We start from the raw sequence: 21,209 nt of genomic DNA on the forward strand, positions 1-21,209 counted from the left end.
ATGTATTTATTTCTAAAACCTTTGAAAATATTGATTTACGATCTGATAATAATCTATTATAATAATCGTAATTATCTTTTACTTGTGGAAACTTTTTCTGTGCCATATCTAACCAAAATTTGACTTGTCCAATTTTGGATAAATGTACAAAATTAATTCACATAAAAATATTATTAATTACCATTTTGATTTAGATCTTTACCATAAAATTAGGAATTGACTTTTTTATTTTTATGAAGAAATTTGTCCAAATATATTTTCAAAATATGATTGATATGAAGTTGTCTTGATTTTTATAAAGTATATAAATTTGTGCTATTAGACAAGCAAATCTTATTATCCTGTTGATTTGAATATGTTTACTCGAATGTTCAGTAATATTCCTGTAAATAAGTTATTATTGTAGAAAATAAAACACCCCAACTACCACACTATAGTTGGGGTGTTTCATTTCATTCACTCTCCATCATCTTTAAAATATCCTCATACCTATAAAACATCAAGCCACCAATCTTTTTAAATGGTATGATACCATTTATTCTCATATTTTGTAAGGTACCAGGAGAAATACCAAGAAGTTTTCTTACTTCATAGCTTTTGATCCATTGTTTTATCTCTTGGTCTTTCTTTCTATTAAAAGGACTATACCTTCTTATCTCGGTAATAATTTCTTGCTTAAAAATCTCAAGGTCTTCTTTTGTAATAAATTCTACTTTCATAATTAATAGTATTTAGGGTTAGTTCTGATTTGTTTTAAGCTGCTACAAGCTTAGTTCTAACCCTAAATAACAATTTGTATGTACTGGTTTAGTTCTGTTGTCTTTGGGAGGTTTAATTTGACTCTTCAAAGTTGTATTTGTGATTTTCTTGAAGAAGTCTTCTTTCTCTTAAGTTGTCCATATCTTCACCCAGTTTATGTTCTAATACTTTAGCATAAATTTGAGTTGTTTTAATAGCCGTATGTCCAAGCATCTTACTTACTGATTCAATAGGTACACCATTGTTTAGTGTAATGGTTGTAGCAAAGGTATGTCTGGCTAAGTGAAAAGATAAGTTCTTATCTATTTCACAGATAATAGCAATCTCTTTTAAGTAACCATTCATTCGTTGGTTACTAATAACTGGGAACAGTTTGCCTTTAGCAAAAGCCACTGGATGGTCTTTGTATTTTTCAATTAGTTCTAAAGCTTCAGGTAATAGCGGAACCCTTACAGGTATTTTTGTTTTCTCTCTACTTGATATAATCCAATCTTTTCCATCGCTTCCTTTAGCTATATTTTGTGGTGCTAAGTGAAAGATGTCTATATAAGCTAAGCCAGTATAACAACTAAACAAAAACATATCAAGAACAGCTTGTAATCTTTCAATAGCAAAATTTTTGTTCACAAGGATTTCAAGTTCAGATTTAGTTAGGTGTCCTCTTTCTGTTTTCTCAAATTGAAGTTTATATTTGGTAAAGGGATCTTTTTCCATCCATTCCATTGTGATAGCTAAGTTGATTAACTTTTTAAACCTTTCAATGTGTTTCATAATACCATTGTTATTTAATGGTTGATGCTTGTGAATAGGTTTGCAGTTTCTCAAGAAGTTTTCAAAGTCAAAGATAAATTTGTAGTTAATCTCACTTAAATAGATGTCAGTTCGATTGTGTACTTTACGCAAATAGCTTTTAAGGTATTTTTCCGTAGAGAAGTAGTTCTTTAGTGTACCATAAGCTAATTTACTTGTAGCAATCTCTCTGTGATAGTCTATAAGCTTTAAAAGAGATGATTCAGTATCATCATGTCCAAGAAAGATGTTTTTAACAGCTCCAATAGAAACAACTCTTTTTTGTTGAACTAATTGATGATAGGCATCTGTAATGAGAGAACGTACTCGCTCAATATGTGCATTGATTCGAACCGTGTCCTCACTTTTTCCTTTTGCTTTTCCTTTAATGTTATCCCAAGAAGTTGGGGATATTTTTAGTTTTAAAGAAATTTCTGTTCGTTGTCCATTTACCGTTATCCTTGCGTATATAAGGGATGGAACTGTTTTGTTTGAATTAGAAACACATATAATGAAGTGTATTCCAAATGTGTTTTTTGTTTTCATATCAATCTATTTTAATGTTAACCGAACTGTTTTGATATGGTTTTAAAAAACTACTCACCTGAATAGTACTCAAACAAGACCAAAAAGCACTGAATTAAACTAAAATAAATTGTATTTATTTTACTGAAATACAATTAGTTAAACTCGATTCGGTGAGCTAATTTACCTTTTAAAAATAGCTCTCCTAATAGCTCACATTTAGATTGATTTACAATGGATTATTATGATATATTTAAAAATAAAAAAATCCGTAAGTAATTGATACTTACGGATTTAGGCACATTCTGATGCCGAAAAAGTCGGGGTGGCAGGATTCGAACCTGCGACCTCCTGGTCCCAAACCAGGCGCGATGACCGGGCTACGCTACACCCCGCTTGACTTATTATGTCATTGCTAGTGCAAAGGTAAAATATTTTTTTTTACATGCAAGAAAATAAATCAATAAATAAAAATTATTTTGCTATCAGTCTTTTCTTTGATTTGTAGTTTTGAAAAGATAATAAAAAAGGTATTTTTGTTTAAAACAATTAAAATCATTGAATATGTCTGATATAGAAAGAGTAAAGTGTTTGATTATTGGTTCTGGTCCAGCTGGTTATACAGCTGCTATTTATGCTGCACGAGCGAATATGAATCCAGTATTGTATCAAGGAATGCAACCAGGAGGTCAGTTAACTACAACTAACGAGGTAGAGAATTTTCCAGGTTACCCTGATGGAATCACAGGACCAGAGATGATGATGCAGTTTCAAGGGCAAGCTGAGCGCTTTGGTGCTGATATCCGCGATGGATGGGTAACAAAAGCGGAGTTGACAGGTGATGTTAAGAAAGTTTGGATAAACGAAACACTTGAAATACACGCAGATACTGTTATTATTTCTACAGGTGCTACTGCTAAATATTTGGGATTGCCTTCAGAGCAACACTATTTGGCTCAAGGAGGAGGAGTTTCCGCTTGTGCCGTATGTGATGGTTTTTTCTATAGAAATCAAGAGGTAGTAATTGTTGGAGCAGGAGATTCAGCATGTGAAGAGGCACATTACCTTTCAAAAATGTGTAAGAAGGTAACAATGCTTGTTCGCAGTGAGAAGTTTAGAGCATCGCGTATTATGGAAGATCGCGTTCGCAATACAGAAAATATTGAGGTTCTTTTGAATACAGAGACTGTTGAAGTATTAGGAGATGGGAACGTAGTGAGTGGTGTGAAAGTATTAGATAAAACTAAGGGTGAGGAGAAAGAAATTGCTGCAACTGGATTCTTTGTCGCTATTGGACACAAACCAAATACTGACATCTTTAAAGGTGAGTTAGATATGGATGAGACAGGTTATCTAATTACGAAAGGTAAAACAAGTAAGACAAATATCGAAGGTGTGTTTGCTTGTGGAGATGTACAAGATAAAGATTATAGACAAGCTATTACTGCTGCTGGCTCAGGTTGTATTGCTGCCTTAGATGCTGAACGTTATTTAGCGAGTAAATAATATAAATTAATATTTGTTGTTAGAGCGTAAGGACTACATAGTCTTTGCGCTTTTTTTGTTTTTGTTAGTAATTAATTATGTTAAAATTAATTAACATTTGGTTCGATTTGTTATGTTTGTAATCTACAAGTGATAAACTAACTATAAAAACAAAATCTTATGAAATTAATTAAACAATTACTGCTTGTCTTATTGGTGAGCACGCTAAGCTTGTCGTGTAGTAGTGACGACAGTACTCCTTATTCTATTCCAGATCCTAATACAGAAACTCCAGGAGTTACAGATCCTGAACCGGAACCGGAACCAGAGCAAAAAGATATCATGATTGGAACTTGGAACATAAATGAATTATATCTAAATGACTATGCTTTGCTTTTAAATGACTGTGAAAAACAAGCAACTATTACTTTTAATGAAGATGGAACTCTGAAAGAACATATCGTTGAGTATGACTGTGCTGTAAGAGAAGGTGAATTTACTGGAACTTGGAAAAATTTAGAAGATAATAAGTATCAGATCAGAGTGGATAAATTAAGTAACAATGGTTATTTTAACGATGTAGATTATTCTACTTTGGAAGTTATAGAGGAAGGAAAGATTAAATTAACACAGCAAATTCAGCATGAAGGTGAGAATTCTTATATCCTTTCAGTTGAATTGCTTAAGAAGTAGATTTTCATTTTTGATAAAATAGAATAGAAAAAGTTTAAAAGCAAGGCTCTTGGTTTCAAGAACTTTGCTTTTTTTGTTGGTGTTAACTTAGTTAAAAGACTATTTCCCTATTGGGTTATTGCTATATTTGTAGCTATTAAACGGTAAAAATGTTAGTAGTAAATAATATATCATATAGTTATACAGAGGGAAATCCTATTATAAAGAACATCAGTTTTACAGTCGAAAAGGGCAGTAATGTTGCCTTAATAGGAGAAAGTGGATGCGGAAAGAGTACATTGTTGAAGTTAATATACGGATTATACGACTTAGAGGCAGGAGATATTTACTGTGGAGATACTCAAGTGTTAGGACCTGCGTATAATTTAGTTCCAGGAATGGACAATATGCGTTATTTAGCACAAGATTTTGATTTAATGCCTCATACTTCGGTGGCTGAGAATATTGGAAAGTACTTATCAAACTTTAATTTAGATAGCAAACAAAATCGAATTAAGGAGTTGTTAAAGGTAGTCGATTTAGAGGCTTTCTCTGATGTTAAAGTTAAGCACCTTAGTGGAGGTCAACAACAGCGAGTAGCTATAGCAAGGGTGTTAGCGTCAGAGCCGGAGTTATTATTGTTGGATGAACCGTTTAGTCATATAGATTATTCAAGAAGGAGTGTTTTAAGACGTGAGTTGTTTAACTACTTAAAAGAGAAGGGGATTACTTGTATTGTAGCTACACATGATAGCTTGGATACTCTTGGTTTTGCTGATCAGACAATTGTGTTGCAACAAGGACAGGTTGTCGATATGGGGCAAACCAGAGAAGTTTACGAATACCCGATTAACAGATATGTCGCTTCTTTGTTTGGAGAAGTTAATGAATTAATGATTTCAGACTTTACAGGTAGTAAGTTAAATGATGAGGCTTTGTATATTTATCCGCATCAATTAATGCGTTCAAATTTAAGAGGTCAGGTAGATGTTGTGGTAAAAGAATGTTTTTTTAAGGGAGATGGTTATTTGGTAAAATGCTTATTTAAAGGTAATCAGGTAATCTACTTTGACCATCCTGTGATAATCGAGAAAGAAACTCCTATTAAATTAGCATTAAAGAAATACGAGTAAGGACAATACTTCCTTTTTTAAAGAAATTTATGTTTAGAATATAAAAAAAGCTCAGCATTATGCTGAGCTTTTTTACTTTATATAGTATTGGTCTTACTTTTTATTTTTAAGGTGTTTCTCTAAGAATTGATCTTGTTCCCAAAGAAGGTGTAAGATGTTTTCTTTAGCAACATAACCATGACTTTCTTTTGGTAGAATAACCATTCTTACTGGAGCTCCTAAGCCTTTTAACGCTTGGAAATAACGCTCAGTTTGCAATGTAAATGTACCTGGGTTATTGTCTGCTTCTCCGTGAACCAATAACATAGGCGTTTTCATTTTGTCTGCATTCATAAAAGGAGACATCGTATTGTACACTTGTGGTACTTCCCAATAGTTTCTTTGTTCTGTTTGGAATCCAAAAGGAGTAAGAGTACGGTTGTATGCACCACTGCGCGCAATACCTACAGCAAATAAATCAGAGTGTGTCAATAAGTTTGCAGTCATAAAAGCACCATACGAATGTCCACCTACACCCACTCGTGAACGATCAATGAATCCCAAAGCGTCAACTGCATCAATAGCAGCCTTACCATTTGCAACTAATTGTTTAACATAAGTGTCATTAGGTTCTTCTTCTCCTTCTCCAACAATTGGGAATGCAGCTTTATCTAATACAGCATAACCTTTGGTTACCCAATAAACAAACGATCCGTATGAAGGGAAAGTAAATTCGTTAGGGTTATTTGTTACCTGTCCTGCACTGTTTTTATCCTTGTATTCTCTTGGGTAAGCCCAAATTAACAATGGTAATTTTTCAGATTTTGACTTGCGATCATAGCCCTTTGGTAAATATAAAGTACCAGATAATTCTAAACCATCTTCTCTTTTGTAAGTAATTACTTCTTTGTAAACTCCATCTAAGCTTTCAAAAGGATTCTTGAATGTTGTGATTGCCTTTAGGTCGTTCTTTTTCTTGATGTTTCTAAAGTAGTAATTTGGATATTCTGTAGGAGATTGAATAGATACCAATACAGTTCCTTTTTTCACATCCTCAATAGATTGAATCGTCTCTTTTTTGTCTGTATAATTAGATTGGTATAATCTTTTTGTCTTTAGTGTTTTTGTATCAAATTCATCGATAAAAGGGAATTGACCTTTCGCCGTGTATCCATCTCCGATCAAGTACATTTTGTTGTTTTCGATATTTAAAACATAGCGACCATACTCATTTCGCTTTGTTTGAAACTCTCCTGGATCGCTGTAAACATCTTGAGAATTTCTATCTTCAATCTTTACTGGGTTTTCATTGAATTTTGAAGGATTGATAATAAACGTTCTTGTATTACGCGTGTCATACCATTGATCAGAAACTAAAGCTAAATTATCATCACCCCAAGCTATACCGCCATAACGCTGTGATAACTTAACAATTGATTCAGGAGTTTTGTCAAAAGGAGCAGCCCAAGTAAAGACTTCGTCTCTATATTCAACTTCTTTTGCTGGATCCCCTCCATCAAGTGCTTCTACAAAATATAGTTCAGCAGCTTTATCAGCTCTCCATCCCATATTTCGCTTGCCTTCTCTGGTAGCCATAAATCCTTTAGGCATAATTTCGCTTAAAGGTATTTCGTTTACAGTCTTTACCTGATTTCCTTCTTTGTCATAAACAATTGTTTTCATAGGGAATCGGTTTAATGCTACTAAATAAGAAAAAGGCTTTTCTAATGTAGTCAACATTAAGTATTCACCATCAGGTGAGAAAGATTGAGATACGTATAAATCCCCTTTCTTTAGTAAAGTTTTCTCTCCATTTAGATTTACTTTGTATAATTCAGAAGTAACTAAAGTTTCAAAGTTAGCTTCATCTGTTTTATTTTTTAGCAAATCTTGGTAGGTTCTATTTTGAGATACTACTCCTTCACTCACAGAGACAATTGGGCCTGCAGGTATAGTGTTTTTTGTATCAATTAATGCTGGTCTGTTAGACGGGATAACATTAACAAGAATGTTTTTACTGTCTTTGTACCAAGTGATTGGACTTCCTAAATTAGCATTAAGGTTATCTTCAGTAAGTTTAGTTGCTTGAGCTGTTTTGATATCCACAACCCATAATTCAACTCCTTTTTCCGTAGTATGTGTAAATGCAATTTTACTCTGATCAGGTGACCAAGAAAGATTAGTTATACGCGGATTTGTAGGTAGGCCTTTTACTTGAACTTCTTTTGTATCTTTTACTTTTCTAACTTTTAAGTTTTCAATGTATGTAACCGTACTTGAGATATTTGTATTTACATCAATACGCAGTCCAGCTAATCTCATTTCATTGACATTTAAGTCCATTAGCGTTTTGTAAGTACTGCGGTAAGTAAGTAACATATACTCTTTGTTGTAGTCAATAGAGATACTTGGAGCTCGTTCAAAATCTGCAAGCTCTAAAATTTCTTGAGAGGGTTTTTGATAAGTAATGTTTTCTTGTGCATACATAGATGTTATCAAAAATAGTGATAATAACGATGTTTTTACTAATTTCATGGGTATAAGTTAAGGTTAGGTCGCTAATATATATTAAATAAAATTAAATAAAAGCTTAGAATAGCTATTTGTAGATAATTTAATACTTTTTAGTTGTTAAAAAGCTTATTTTTGCTGTTTTAAAATAAAAAGCTTATCAAAATGTATAGATCAAAAATAAGTGGATTAGGTTATTACGTTCCAGATAATGTTGTAACAAATGATGATCTTTCAAAAATAATGGATACCAATCATGAATGGATTGTTGAGAGAACTGGTATTCACGAAAGAAGACATAAGTTATTAGAAGAAGATACTACCTCGGGAATGGGAGTGAAAGCGGCTCGCATTGCTATGGAAAGAGCTAAAGTAGAGGCACAGGACATTGATTTCGTTGTTTTTGCAACCTTGAGTCCTGATTATTACTTTCCTGGTCCAGGAGTGTTGTTACAAAGAGAATTAGGATTAAATAACGTTGCTGCTTTAGATATTAGAGCACAGTGTTCTGGTTTTATATATGCTTTATCGATTGCTGACCAATACATTAAAACGGGGATGTATAAAAACGTCTTAGTGGTTGGTTCGGAAGTGCATTCATCTGGATTAGATATGACTACTCGTGGTAGAGCAGTTTCTGTGATTTTTGGAGATGGGGCAGGAGCAGCTGTTTTAACGCGCAGTGAAGATGATACAAAAGGATTGTTATCTACTCATATTCACTCTCAAGGTGAACATGCAGAAGAGTTAGCCTTATTAGCTCCAGGTATGGGAGGTAGATGGGTTACTGAGATCCTACAAGATAACGATCCAGATGATATTAGTTATACGCCTTATATGAATGGACAGTTTGTCTTCAAAAACGCTGTTGTTCGCTTTAGTGAAGTTATCAATGAAGGGTTAGAAGCAAATAACTTAAAAGTTGAAGATATTGATATGTTGATTCCTCACCAAGCTAATTTGCGTATTTCTCAATTTATTCAAAATAAGTTTGGTTTACCTGATGAAAAAGTATTCAACAATATCATGAAATATGGGAATACAACGGCTGCATCTGTGCCAATTGCATTAACTGAAGCATGGGAGCAAGGTAAAATTAAAGAGGGAGATTTAGTTGTTCTGGCTGCTTTCGGAAGTGGGTTCACTTGGGGAAGTGTTGTGATACGTTGGTAAAATTATTATATTAGCTTAAGACGATTAAGTTAATATACCATGGAATTTGAAAAAATACACAACAAAGGCCAAGCTAAATTATTTAAGAATCCTTATTTAGAAATGTTGACAAAGGGTCATCCTGCTATTATTTGGGGGATGTATATTCCTTTGTTATCTTATATTATTTATCTCGGTTATCGAGATTATCAATTGACGGTCCAAAATCTCGTTCTTCTTTTCTTAGGAGGAATGGTATTTTGGACTTTTTTTGAATACTTAGCACACCGATTTATCTTTCATCTCATTAGTGAAAAGAAAAGCTTACAAAGGTTTGCTTACATCATGCATGGCAATCACCATCATTATCCAAGAGATAGGCAGCGGTTATTTATGCCACCAGTACCCAGTATACTATTGGCGGCTGTGATATTTTGTGTCTTTTATTTTGTCTTAAGAAAGTATGTGTTTGGTTTTTTTCCTGGTTTTATGTTAGGTTATTTACTTTATGCTTCAATGCACTATGCTATCCACGCTTTCGCACCACCTTTTAAGTTTATGAAGCCACTTTGGCGAAATCACCATCTGCATCACTACAAAGATGAAGATTTGGGCTTTGGCGTTAGTAATACCTTTTGGGATCGAGTATTTGGTACTATGTTTGACTTGAAGAAAGAAAAAGAGGATAAAGAGAAGGTCAAGGAATTGATGTTTGAAAAAAAGAGAAAATAAAAAATGAGCTGTACAAATTTTGTACAGCTCATCTTATATAGTTAAATGTGAAGAAAAGTTCTATTTATTCAATTCTTTCCCAAATATTATCTGCAACAAGTTCTTCTTGATCTTGCCCTCCCCACCAGATTAGATTAGCTAAATAAGGGTTGTCAATAAATGGGTTGCGATTTCCTTGTGAGTATCTTTTGTTTTGTTCACCATGAACTTTGTTTCTTAGTTTTTCATTTGGTGAGACAGGAACTTCCGCATTCCACTTTAAAAATATACGCATCATTCCTGTTCCTCCATAATCAGGAGTAGCTACTTCATTTCCTGCTGCTATTTTTCTTGGATTACATTGTGCTCCATATCTAACATACATATACATCATCATACGGGCAACATCTCCTTTCCACTCATCACCTGGGTACCAAAAGCCGTTACTCATACCTGCATTACCACTTCCTTCTCCAAATATTGTATTACCTCTATCTTCATTCCATTGACCATTAATAGCTCTTAGATTATGGGCATCTACACCTGCAATTAAACCCTGTTCAGAGTATCCTTTGTCGTCTCTTGAGGTAACAAGTTTTGGATCTGCCTTAGATTTTGCAAATACATGTTCTCTTTCCCATTTTTTATCTCTATTAATAATTATTTCTTTAGGATTGTTGTTTTTTGCAAATTTATCTATCGTTCGCTTGTGTTTGTTTTCCTTTTCTTGGTTTTTAGGCCAACCATACATAGCAAGTAATGTTTGACCATTTGGGTCGTCAAGATTAATATCTGTTGCAATACAGGCATCCCATAAATCTGGAGTATACATGAGTTGTTTATGAGTTTTTACTAATAAAGCATGCAAGGCTTCTTTGAGCTTTTCACCACGTAGTGTAAAGTCAATGCCTTTATAATATTGTTGTTGAGCTTCATCAATAGGGCGATAATTTGCCTTATCTTTCATTACAACTGAAGGCTTTGGCTTTGTTCCTCCACCATTATTTTCAGTTCCAGTATCTTCAGTGATAGAATCATCACTTGATGAGCAGCTATAAGTAAGGCTCATAAATACCATTAGAGGTAGTATAAAAAACTTTTTCATCTGTCAAAAATTTAAAACTTTGTAGTTTAACTTTTCAAAGCTTTTGTATTAAAGGACAACAAAGGTACAAACAATTATTATGTCAATAACTGATAAATGTTTTTTATACTATTAATCTAAAAAAGAAAGGCCATATAGAATACTATATAGCCATGAATTATAGATTTTAAAAGATAAATTTGTTACTTCCAGTGATTATCTGCCTTAGGGCCTCCCCAGATGTGAGTTGCTAAATAAGGGTTATCTATGAAAGGATTGCGATTTCCTTGCCCAGCTTCATTGTTGACATTACTCAAGTAGTCATTTCTTCTTTTTTCGCTTTCAGATACTTTTACTTGTGCATTCCATTTGAGAAATAGATCAATCATATTATCAAAAGAAGTCGTTTTACCTTGTCCTATTTTAGTAGGTGCACATTGTTCGCCATATCTAACGTACATGTACATCATCATACGTGCAACACTGCCTTTCCATAGGTCGCCAGGATACCAGCTATCTTGTCCTATTGGCGTAGAATTGCCTTTTCCTTCCGCAAATTTTCGATTAGCTCGAGCAGAGTTCCAATCCGTATCTGCAGCTCGAATATTGTGTGCATCTGTTCCAGCTCCAGGCTGTTTTGTGTTAAATCCTCCTGCATGTTGTGTGAATACATGTTCTCTATTCCATGTATCTACACTTGGGCCTCCTGAAGCTTGCTTACTCATTTCTCTTGTATAAGCTTGTTTTTCAGGTGAGAGTCCAATTTCTTTGTGTCCATAAATTAGATATACTTGTTCTGGATTTGCATTGGGAACAAAGTCTGATTGTTTGACTGCAGTCCAAACTTGTTTATAGGTAATTGTCTTTTTATGCGTACTTGTTACTTTATTGCTTAGTTGCGTTTTTAATTCTTTTCCTGTTTTGGTAAAATCGATATCAGCATAGTATGGTTTAAGATCGGAAGGTATATTGTATTTATAGGGAGTTCCTCCACCGTTATTCTCCCCTCCAGGATTCGGTTGAATAGGTATTGGTTTACCAGGAGAGGGGGTAGTTACAATTGGGTCTTTACTACAGGAATAACTTAACCCCAAGGTACAGCATGCAATTAAGAAAATGGTTAATTTGTTTTTCATTTTATATAGTTTTTGATTTATATGAGTAAATCAAAAACTATACTAAAAAACAGTATTACATGATTAAATTTCGATCAGTATATCTTTTTTTAAACTAAACTATTCTTACTTCCATAAGTTATCTGCTGTGTATTGTGGCATTCCCCAAATTTGATTTGCTAAATAGGGATTATCGATAAATGGGTTGCGATTTCCTTGAGCGTATTTATTGTTTAAGTTACCATGATATTTATTTCTATTTACTTCAATTTCTGAGACAGGGTCTTCTGCATTCCACTTGAGAAACAAATCAATCATTCCGTCTTTTGTTGTTTGCTTTGCATCTATTGGCAGTCCAATTTTATCTGCACTGGTGTAATTGTCGCTCTTATGGTATCTGAGATGCATATACATCATCATGCGAGCAACGTCTCCTTTCCATTCATCTCCAGGATACCAGTAGTTAGCTATTTTATGTGAATTGCCTTCTCCATTTACAAATAAGCTGTTATTTCTATGATTATTCCAATAACCATTAATGGCTGTGATATGATGTACATCTTGTCCTGCCAGTTGTCTGGTATGCGCTGCGTGTGGAATACTGCCTTTTGCGTCGGCTATTAAACCTTTTAATTTAAGTGTATTGCTTTTGGCTCTTGATTTCGCAAATACATGCTCCCTTTCCCAAACTTTTTTTCTTTCGCTATCTTCCTGCTCTCCTTTACTAAAGTATCTCTTATTGATACTTCTTTGGTGTTCCAATGCGTTGCTTTCACCTTTAGGCCAACCATAAAGCAACACGACGTTATCTTTGTTCTCAGGATCTTGATCTGTTGTTTGGAGAGCTTGTCTTATACCAGGGGTATAACTAATGGGGTTATGTGTTTTTTCAAGTAAATAGGCGAGTTGTGATAGTAGGGCAGGACCTGTTTTGGTAAAATCCACTTCTTTGTAATAGTCAGCTTGTTGTTTTGGGATTTTGTAAGTTGGAATATTTAAAGCAGTAGTATTTTGCGATTGATTATTGTCCTGTGACAGATGAGCTTGTTTATCTTTCTGAGTTTTTGCACACGAGATTGTCAAAAGGCAAATTGCCACAAGCGTTAGTAATTTATTATTCATTTTCTTTTATATAGTGGTTATTGAAAAGTACTGAAAAGTTATTAAATAAAAAAGAGGCTCTTAAAAATAGAGCCTCTTTAGTGTTTTATATTTTACTACCACAGATTTGCTGCTTTGTATTTGTTTTCCATTCCCCAAATTTGATTAGCTAAATAAGGGTTGTCGATAAACGGGTTGCGATTTCCTTGTGAATATTGATGATTCCCACCATGATATTCATTTCTTCTTTTTTCTAAAGGAGATACAGGATCTTCAGCATTCCACTTTAAGAATAAATCAATCATTTCATCTGCAGTCGTTCCGTTTTTAGTATCGATAGGTTTTCCTACTTTAGTAGCTTTGGTATATCCACCTCCATTTTCATTTTCATAGCGGATGTGCATATACATCATCATACGAGCTACATCTCCTTTCCATTCGTCACCTGGATACCAATAGTTTCCTTTAGGACCTGAATTTCCTGAACCATTTACAAACTCTTTATTACCTCTTGATCCATTCCATGATCCATTAATTGGTCTTAGGTTATGTGCATCGTGTCCTGCTATTCCTTCTATAGCCGTTGGTATTGTACCATTTCTTCCTTCTGCATGAAGAGCGACTTGTTCTTTAGACTTATCTACAGCAAGTGATTTAGCAAATACGTGTTCTCTCTCCCATACTTTATCTCTTCCACTACCTCCAGAACTTTGTTGACTTTTTGGCATTGTTCTTCTTTTTACAATGTCTTTTTCATTGTTTGTCCAACCATAAATAAGTATTACATTATCACTGTTTTCTGGATCTTGATCAGTATATTTTGAAGCTTCCCATATTCCAGGAGTATAACTCTGAGGTTTATGTGTTCTTGTTACAAGACTTGCCAATTGAGCCTTTAACTCCATTCCATTTTTTGTAAAATCTATACCAGCATAATACGCTGCATATTCTGCAGGAATAGTATATTCACCAGGGTTAGTAGGACCAGTCTCTCCACCGTTTCCAGGTACTTCCGCATCATCAAAAGTAATCGAGTCTAAGAATAAATCATAGTCAGCTTTGTTTCCTATTTTGATTGAGAATAGAGGGCCATTACCTGATTTATTGTAATCTGCGCCTTCAAGGTTTAGCGTTAATTTAACCCATTGATTAGCTGTTTCAACAGTCGTTTTCGTATAGTCGTTATTTCCGTTTTTTGGATTATAAGAACTCATGCGAGTAGTTTTTTCCAATACTGTGTTTTGAGAGATAACTATATCTTGCTTAGATTCAATCTGTGCATCTGTGCGCAGGTTATAAACATCATAAGTACCATCTGCTCTGTATAAGTTAAAAGAAAGTGATTTAGCTGCTTTTCCTTTAATGTATACTATAATCGTTTTAGCAGTAGTGGAAACACTTTGATTCTCGATAGTAAATACGTAATCATTTTTGTCGGGATATTGCCCTTTGATATGCATTGCATTTTTACCATCTCTTCCTTGTCCAGGTGCTGCTTTAGCGATAGAGTTTACCCCATAAGTATTGGTGGTTTTAACAAAAGTTTCCCAATCATTGAAGTTTGCTACAATGTCTGGTTGGTTAACATTAACTCCATCTACTCCTTGACCATCAGAGTCTGTTGTTTCTTCATTACCTCCTTGACCATTATCCTCATCTGGATCAGCTGGCTTTTCTGTCCAATCTTGATCAGTAGGATCAGTGACAATAGGATCTTTCGTACACGAGAGTGTTAATAGCGATAGTCCTAAGACTAGTAAAAGTGACTTTTTTTTCATTGTAAAAGTGTTTTCAATTAATAAAAGTGTTTCAGTTTTGTGTTTGTTTGTTGTTCAAATTCTGTCAAAAATATTTGATTTTATAAAGTTAGGGTTATTTAGTGGTATAAAAAAAAGAGCCTCTTTAAAGAAGCTCTTTTATACTATATTTAACTAAGTTTTATTTCCAAAGATTCTCTGCTGGTTTTCCACCCCAGATTTGTGTTGCTAAGTAAGGGTTGTCGATAAAAGGATTACGGTTACCTTGTGAGTATTGATGGTTTCCACCGTGGTACTCATTTCTTTTTTTCTCCATATCAGATACTTTGTCCTCTGCATTCCAATCCAGCAACATATCTACCATTTTAGGATCTACTTTGTTTGTAGGGCCTATGGCAACACCAGTTGGTAAACATTGATTACCATAATTAAGATACATATACATCATCATACGTGCTACATCACCTTTCCATTCATCTCCAGGGTACCATCCTCCACTTACTGGCCCAGAGAGACCTGAACCTTTAGCAAATTTTTCATTATCTCTTTTTCCGTTCCATTCTACATCAGCTGGTCTTAAATGGTGAACATCTGAATTAGCTTTTTCATTTCCCTTTAAATTAGGTGTTCCTAATGCTCTGGCATAGGTATGTTCTCTATTCCATTGTCCTTTATTACCTCCGTGATTAGCTTTGTTTCTTGAAAAAGCTTGAACCCCATTTTTTACCCCAGGATGACCATATATTAAATAAACTTCATTAGTGTTTGGTACTAAATCTGTTATACTCATTGCTTCCCAAAGTTTGTTGTTATATCCTAATGTTTGGTGATGTGTTTTTTTAACTAAATCAGCTAAAGCACTATACAAAGCCATTCCTTTTGTATCTTTAAAATTAATACCTGAGTAATATGCTTTTTGATCAGCCGGAATTTTATAGTCTCCTGGATCGACAGGATCTGTACCTGGTTCACCATCTCCACCGGCATCACTTTCAGTTCCGTCTTCGTATCTAATCTCATCGATTACCAAGTCATAAGCAGCATCTTTACCAACTTTAATAGCAAAGGTTTTACCAGTTCCAGTAGTATTATATCCAGTCACACCAGTTTTAAGGTCTAAAACAACTTTAACCCATTTTCCTTTTGTATCTATAATTCCTGTATAGCTTGGTGTAGTACTATTTGGATCGGATGTCTGTGGTTTTGTATCTGCAGTAATATTTTTGCTATCAGACATATCACCTACATTATAAGCATAGTAGGATTTACCATCTGGTTTGAAAACCAACAAGGTTAACGATTTTGCTGAAGTACCTTTTACAAGTAAAGATAATTTCGTTGCATTTTTGACTACTTTTTTTACGTTTTCAACTGTAAATACATAGTCGTTTGCTGAAGGTGTACCCTTTAAACTTAATCCATTTTTATTGTCCCAACCTGTACCAATGGCTTGAGTAGCATATGGTTTTATTTTGGTTCCTTGATAATCTTGAAGTGTACCTAAGAATGTATCCCAAACTTCGAAATCTGCTCCAGGGAAAACTATTGTTTTTCCAGGTTTAACTTCAATAGGTGTGTTGGGATCGGGGTCAGTTGGATCTGGATTTGGTTTTTCCGGATTCGTAGTTTCGGGATTCTCTATATCAGTAGGATCCGTCACAATAGGGTCTTTGGTACAAGAAAATATAGCCAAAGCCATCCCTAATACTAAAAAGATTGAAATTTTCTTCATTACTAATAGATTTTAGTATACAATTAAATATTTTAAGTGAAGTGTATTTCTATGTTTAGAAATTCACATAAAGTTACTTAATTGTATGAAGAAATCAAAGTTAAAGAGCAAGCTTTTATTGAAGCTTGCTCTTGTTTATTTTATTTCCATCTGTTTTCAGCCACTGGGCCACCCCAGATTTGTGTTGCTAAGTATGGGTTATCGATAAAAGGGTTTCTATTTCCTTGTGAATTAGCATTTTTAGGATTTCCATGAAAATCATTTCTCTGTATCTCTAAGTCAGCTACAGGATCTTCTGCGTTCCATTTTAAAAACAATTCAACCATTCCTTTATCTGTTGAAACTGGTGAGCTTATTGCGATTAAATTAGCATCACACTGTTGATCATATACAAGGTACATGTACATCATCATGCGAGCAACATCTCCTCTCCACTCATCGCCTGGATACCATCCACCTCCAAGTTTTCTTGCTTTACCAGATCCTTCAATAAAGTGTAAGTTTCCGCGATCACTATTGTGTTTAATAATCGAAGGTCTTAAATGATGGGCGTCTACACCTGGTCCTTTGGATCTTCCCAAAACAGGGTTTCCTTGCGATTGTGCAAATACATGTTCTCTATTCCATCCAGAGTTTGAAGTATAAGTGTGATTACCACTTGTTGTACCTTTTTCTCCGTAAATCATATACAATTTTCCATCTGGAGATCGATCGGTAATTGCAATAGCATGCTTATTAGCTGTATATGATATATCATTTTTTTTCTGAATTAGTTTAGCTAAAGCAACTTTTAGCTCCATTCCAGTTTTCTTGAAATCAATATTAGCGTAATATGCTTTTTGATCAGCAGGTATGTTTTTAAAATCTCCTGATTGACCAGTTCCTGGATCAACTGGATCTGGATCTACCGGATCCACAGGAGTTGTAGGTTTAGCATCGTCAAACACAATAGAAGAAACAAGTAGGTTATAAGCAGCTTTGCTACCAACTTTGAATCCAAATACTGAACCTGTTTTAGATTTGTTGTAATCTACATCAGAGATATCAAGTGTGATTTTAATCCAATTATTAGCGTTTATTTTTACTCCAACATAGTCATTAACTCCAATGTTTGAATCACTTTCTTGTTTTTTATTAGTTTTTTTAAGTATTAAGTCAGAAGATAGCGTAATATCCGTTTTACTGGCAATTTGTTCATCTGTACGCAAGTTGAATACTTCATATCCTGCGTTAGTGTATACATTAAAAGACAGTGATTTGTCAGCTGTTCCTTTAATGTAGAAAGTAATACTTTTTGCGTTAGCAGCCACAGTTTGGTTTTCGGTAGTGAAAACATAACCGTTTGCCTCAGGAGTACCGTTTATTTGTAAGGCATTTCCGCCATCTTTTCCTTGACCAGTAACAACTTTAGCGTAAGTGGCTAATTTGAATTTGTTCAAAGACTTTAAAAACTCTGTAGGATTGTTAAAGTCAGCAACAGTTTCCGGTTTGTTAATGTCAATACCTGCATCTCCATCTGGTTGCGGTTTTGAAGGTTCTGTAGGCCCTGTAGGGTCAGTTGGTTTTGAAGGTTCTTCAGTATCAGGACGAGTTGGGTCCGTTACAATAGGGTCTTTGCTACAAGAAAAAATGGCCATAGCCATCCCTAAAGCTAAAAAAAATGAAGCTTTTTTCATTTCAAAGGGTGTTTTTCAATTAAATCAGTGAAGTGTTTTGTCCTATTGATATATAAGTAGTGTTTACAATAGGATATTATATAAACAACAATAGCAAGCTTTAATTAAAGCTTGCTATTGTTTATTTTATTTCCAAAGGTTATTAGCTGTTGGTCCTCCCCAAATTAAAGTAGCTAAGTATGGATTATCAATAAAAGGATTTCTATTTCCTTGTCCATATTGATTACTTGCATTTCCAAGGTACTCATTTCTTTGTGTTTCTATTTCCGAAACTGGATCAATAGCGTTCCATTCTAATAATAGGTCAACCATTTTACTGTCAACTTTGTTTTTAGAACCAATTGCTACTCCAGTTGGTAAACATCTAGATTCATAACGTAAGTACATATACATCATCATACGAGCTACATCACCTCTCCATTCATCACCAGGATACCATCCTCCTGATACTTTTCCAGAAAGTCCACTTCCGTTAGCAAATTTTAAATTTCCACGAGTTGAATTCCATCCTGTATCTGATGCTCTTAAGTGGTGAGCATCAGCACCTGGTCCAGAAGTACCTAAGTTAGGTGTACCCAATGATTTAGCATAGGTGTGTTCTCTATTCCACTGATTGGCATTTCCTCCATTAGCATTTACACCTCTTGTATAGGCTTGTTTACCAGAATTTGTGCCTTTGTGACCGTATAATAAGTATACAGTCCTTCCATCAGGTGTTAAATCAGTGTTTTTGATAGCTCCCCAAACACCATCGTAGCTTAATGTCTTCTTGTGGGTAGATTTAACCAAAGTAGTTAAAGCTTGTTTTAAAGCCATTCCTTTAGTTGTTTTAAAGTCTATTGTACTATAATAGCTTTGTAGTTGAGCAGGAACTTTTATATCACCAGGCTCTGTCGGATCAACGGGATCCACTGGATCTACCGGATCCACAGGAGTTGTAGGTTTAGCATCGTCAAACACAATAGAAGAAACAAGTAGGTTATAAGCAGCTTTGCTACCAACTTTGAATCCAAATACTGAACCTGTTTTAGATTTGTTGTAATCTACATCAGAGATATCAAGTGTGATTTTAATCCAATTATTAGCGTTTATTTTTACTCCAACATAGTCATTAACTCCAATGTTTGAATCACTTTCTTGTTTTTTAGTAGTTTTTTTAAGTACTAAGTCAGAAGATAGCGTAATATCCGTTTTACTGGCAATTTGTTCATCTGTACGCAAGTTGAATACTTCATATCCTGCGTTAGTGTATACATTAAAAGACAGTGATTTGTCAGCTGTTCCCTTAATGTAGAAAGTGATACTTTTTGCATTAGCAGCCACAGTTTGGTTTTCGGTAGTGAAAACATAGCCGTTTGCCTCAGGAGTACCGTTTATTTGTAGGGCATTTCCGCCATCTTTTCCTTGACCAGTAACAACTTTAGCGTAAGTGGCTAATTTGAATTTGTTCAAAGACTTTAAAAACTCTGTAGGATTGTTAAAGTCAGCAACAGTTTCCGGTTTGTTAACGTCAATACCTGCATCTCCATCTGGTTGCGGTTTTGAAGGTTCTGTAGGCCCTGTAGGGTCGGTAGGGTCAGTTGGTTTTGAAGGTTCTTCAGTATCAGGACGAGTTGGGTCCGTTACAATAGGGTCTTTGCTACAAGAAAAAATGGCCATAGCCATCCCTAAAGCTAAAATAAATGAAGCTTTTTTCATTTCTAAGGGTGTTTTTCAATTAAATTTTATAAGTGAGTTTAAATTTTAGTTATGTTGTTTGTTTTAGTAGGTAGTTTATTGTTTCTTTCTTTCTAATAAAGCCATGTAAAAACCGTCAAATCCCGATTCGTGGGCAAGAATCTTGTGGTCTTCAACGAAAGTAAAGTCTTTACCAGCCTCGCTATTTAAAAAGTGTTCTATTTGTTTTTCGTTTTCTGAAGGTAAAATTGAGCAAGTAGCGTAAACTAATTTTCCTCCAGGTTTTAATATTTTAGAATAATCTTGAAGAACTTGTCGTTGAACTTGTTTGATTTCTTCTATAAACTCTGGTTTAAGCTTCCATTTGCTATCTGGGTTTCTCTTTAGCACACCAAGTCCACTACAAGGAGCGTCAATTAGTACACGATCAGCTTTGTCGTGTAGTTTTTTAATTGTTTTAGTTCCTTCAATGATGCGGTATTCTATATTGAAAGCACCGTTTCTTTTGGCTCTTATTTTAAGTTGTTTTTGCTTGCTTTCATAGATATCCATAGCAATAATTTGCCCTTTGTTTTCCATTAACGAAGCAATGTGTAGTGTTTTTCCACCTGCACCTGCACAAGTGTCTACCACTCTCATTCCAGGTTGTACATCTAATAAAGGAGCAACAAGTTGGGAAGAAGCATCTTGAACTTCAAAAAGTCCTTCTTTAAAGGCATCTGTTAAGAAAACATTTGCGCGTTCTTTTAAAATTAAGGCATCTGGATATTCAGTAGTTTTGATTGTCTCAATGTCTAAATCCATTAAGATACCATAAAGTTTGTCACGTGTAGTTTTTAGGGTATTTACACGTAGAATCACACTAGCTTGTTTGTTTTGTGCCGCAATTTCTTTTGTCCACAATTCTTCACCCAGTTCTTTTATACCTAATTCATCCATCCAATCAGGGATAGATTCTCTGTATTTTCTCGTTTTTGTTAACTCGTCAAATCTTCCTTTGATTCTTCGAACCGGAGTATTTTCAAAGTATTTCCAATCTGGTAAATTATAACCTCTCAGAACAGCCCATACAGCAAATACGCGCCACATATCATCTCTGTTAAATGGCTCTTTTACTTCAGCTATTTCGGCATATAGTCTTTTCCAACGTACTATTTCGTAAATTGTTTCTGCAACGAATTTTCTGTCAGCACTTCCCCAGCGTTTGTCTTTTTTTAAAGCTCTTGCTACCACTTTATCAGCATATTCTCCTTCGTTGAAGATTGCAAGTAGTGAGTCAATAACTGTAAATACAAGGTTTCTATGTAGTCTCATTAATATATAAATAAAATAGCCCACAAATATACATCTT

General features: G+C 34.6%; 16 protein-coding genes and 1 tRNA gene. 5 read left to right on the plus strand and 12 right to left on the minus strand.

Features of this window, described 5'->3' with window-relative positions; translation table 11 throughout:
* Positions 1 to 452 precede the first annotated feature (452 nt).
* From GOQ24_RS15005 to GOQ24_RS15015, 3 genes are all read right to left on the minus strand, one after another.
* On the minus strand, positions 453 to 719 hold the full coding sequence (locus tag GOQ24_RS15005; RefSeq protein WP_160340055.1) for a helix-turn-helix domain-containing protein: 267 nt from the start codon (positions 717 to 719) through the stop codon (positions 453 to 455).
* 112 nt (positions 720 to 831) lie between these two features.
* Positions 832 to 2,094, minus strand: a complete 1,263-nt coding sequence (locus GOQ24_RS15010) for a site-specific integrase (RefSeq protein WP_160340056.1) — start codon at positions 2,092 to 2,094, stop codon at positions 832 to 834.
* A gap of 299 nt (positions 2,095 to 2,393) precedes the next feature.
* Positions 2,394 to 2,468 (minus strand) — tRNA-Pro (locus tag GOQ24_RS15015).
* A gap of 169 nt (positions 2,469 to 2,637) precedes the next feature.
* Here GOQ24_RS15015 and trxB point away from each other — a divergent pair.
* From trxB to GOQ24_RS15030, 3 genes are all read left to right on the plus strand, one after another.
* The gene (gene trxB, locus GOQ24_RS15020; RefSeq protein WP_155092705.1) at positions 2,638 to 3,579 is read left to right on the plus strand and encodes a thioredoxin-disulfide reductase; all 942 of its coding nucleotides are present in this window, start codon (positions 2,638 to 2,640) and stop codon (positions 3,577 to 3,579) included.
* Positions 3,580 to 3,738: 159 nt separating this feature from the next.
* A complete protein-coding gene (locus GOQ24_RS15025; RefSeq protein ID WP_160340057.1) occupies positions 3,739 to 4,251 on the plus strand; it encodes a lipocalin family protein in 513 nt (170 codons plus the stop codon).
* Positions 4,252 to 4,400: 149 nt separating this feature from the next.
* A complete protein-coding gene (locus tag GOQ24_RS15030) occupies positions 4,401 to 5,363 on the plus strand; it encodes an ABC transporter ATP-binding protein (protein WP_160340058.1) in 963 nt (320 codons plus the stop codon).
* A 93-nt stretch (positions 5,364 to 5,456) separates the two neighbouring features.
* Here GOQ24_RS15030 and GOQ24_RS15035 read toward each other — a convergent pair whose 3' ends face one another.
* On the minus strand, positions 5,457 to 7,877 hold the full coding sequence (locus GOQ24_RS15035; RefSeq protein WP_155093270.1) for a prolyl oligopeptidase family serine peptidase: 2,421 nt from the start codon (positions 7,875 to 7,877) through the stop codon (positions 5,457 to 5,459).
* Between the two features lie 141 nt (positions 7,878 to 8,018).
* Here GOQ24_RS15035 and GOQ24_RS15040 point away from each other — a divergent pair, with 141 nt between their 5' ends.
* Positions 8,019 to 9,026 (plus strand): 3-oxoacyl-ACP synthase III family protein, encoded by a 1,008-nt coding sequence (locus GOQ24_RS15040; RefSeq protein ID WP_155093271.1) that lies wholly within the window; start codon positions 8,019 to 8,021, stop codon positions 9,024 to 9,026.
* Between the two features lie 39 nt (positions 9,027 to 9,065).
* Positions 9,066 to 9,737 (plus strand): sterol desaturase family protein, encoded by a 672-nt coding sequence (locus tag GOQ24_RS15045; protein WP_155093272.1) that lies wholly within the window; start codon positions 9,066 to 9,068, stop codon positions 9,735 to 9,737.
* 64 nt (positions 9,738 to 9,801) lie between these two features.
* Here the strand turns inward: GOQ24_RS15045 and GOQ24_RS15050 are convergent, their stop codons facing one another.
* From GOQ24_RS15050 to GOQ24_RS15085, 8 genes are all read right to left on the minus strand, one after another.
* Positions 9,802 to 10,821, minus strand: a complete 1,020-nt coding sequence (locus GOQ24_RS15050) for an endonuclease I family protein (RefSeq protein ID WP_160340059.1) — start codon at positions 10,819 to 10,821, stop codon at positions 9,802 to 9,804.
* 182 nt (positions 10,822 to 11,003) lie between these two features.
* Positions 11,004 to 11,936 (minus strand): endonuclease I family protein, encoded by a 933-nt coding sequence (locus tag GOQ24_RS15055; protein WP_155093274.1) that lies wholly within the window; start codon positions 11,934 to 11,936, stop codon positions 11,004 to 11,006.
* 105 nt (positions 11,937 to 12,041) lie between these two features.
* Positions 12,042 to 13,037 carry an endonuclease I family protein gene (locus GOQ24_RS15060; protein WP_160340060.1) on the minus strand — a complete coding sequence of 332 codons (996 nt, stop codon included), beginning with the start codon at positions 13,035 to 13,037 and terminating at the stop codon, positions 12,042 to 12,044.
* A gap of 95 nt (positions 13,038 to 13,132) precedes the next feature.
* Positions 13,133 to 14,794 carry an endonuclease I family protein gene (locus GOQ24_RS16705; protein ID WP_243731288.1) on the minus strand — a complete coding sequence of 554 codons (1,662 nt, stop codon included), beginning with the start codon at positions 14,792 to 14,794 and terminating at the stop codon, positions 13,133 to 13,135.
* Positions 14,795 to 14,954: 160 nt separating this feature from the next.
* Positions 14,955 to 16,505 (minus strand): endonuclease I family protein, encoded by a 1,551-nt coding sequence (locus GOQ24_RS16710; RefSeq protein WP_243731289.1) that lies wholly within the window; start codon positions 16,503 to 16,505, stop codon positions 14,955 to 14,957.
* 140 nt (positions 16,506 to 16,645) lie between these two features.
* Positions 16,646 to 18,181 carry an endonuclease I family protein gene (locus GOQ24_RS16715; RefSeq protein WP_243731290.1) on the minus strand — a complete coding sequence of 512 codons (1,536 nt, stop codon included), beginning with the start codon at positions 18,179 to 18,181 and terminating at the stop codon, positions 16,646 to 16,648.
* Between the two features lie 126 nt (positions 18,182 to 18,307).
* The gene (locus GOQ24_RS16720) at positions 18,308 to 19,879 is read right to left on the minus strand and encodes an endonuclease I family protein (RefSeq protein ID WP_243731291.1); all 1,572 of its coding nucleotides are present in this window, start codon (positions 19,877 to 19,879) and stop codon (positions 18,308 to 18,310) included.
* 75 nt (positions 19,880 to 19,954) lie between these two features.
* Positions 19,955 to 21,172, minus strand: coding sequence for an RsmB/NOP family class I SAM-dependent RNA methyltransferase (locus tag GOQ24_RS15085; RefSeq protein WP_155091175.1), 1,218 nt, complete (start codon positions 21,170 to 21,172; stop codon positions 19,955 to 19,957).
* Between the last annotated feature and the right edge of the window lie 37 nt (positions 21,173 to 21,209).

The organism is Myroides sp. LoEW2-1, from assembly GCF_009767705.1.
Taxonomy (GTDB): Bacteria; Bacteroidota; Bacteroidia; order Flavobacteriales; family Flavobacteriaceae; genus Flavobacterium; species Flavobacterium album_A.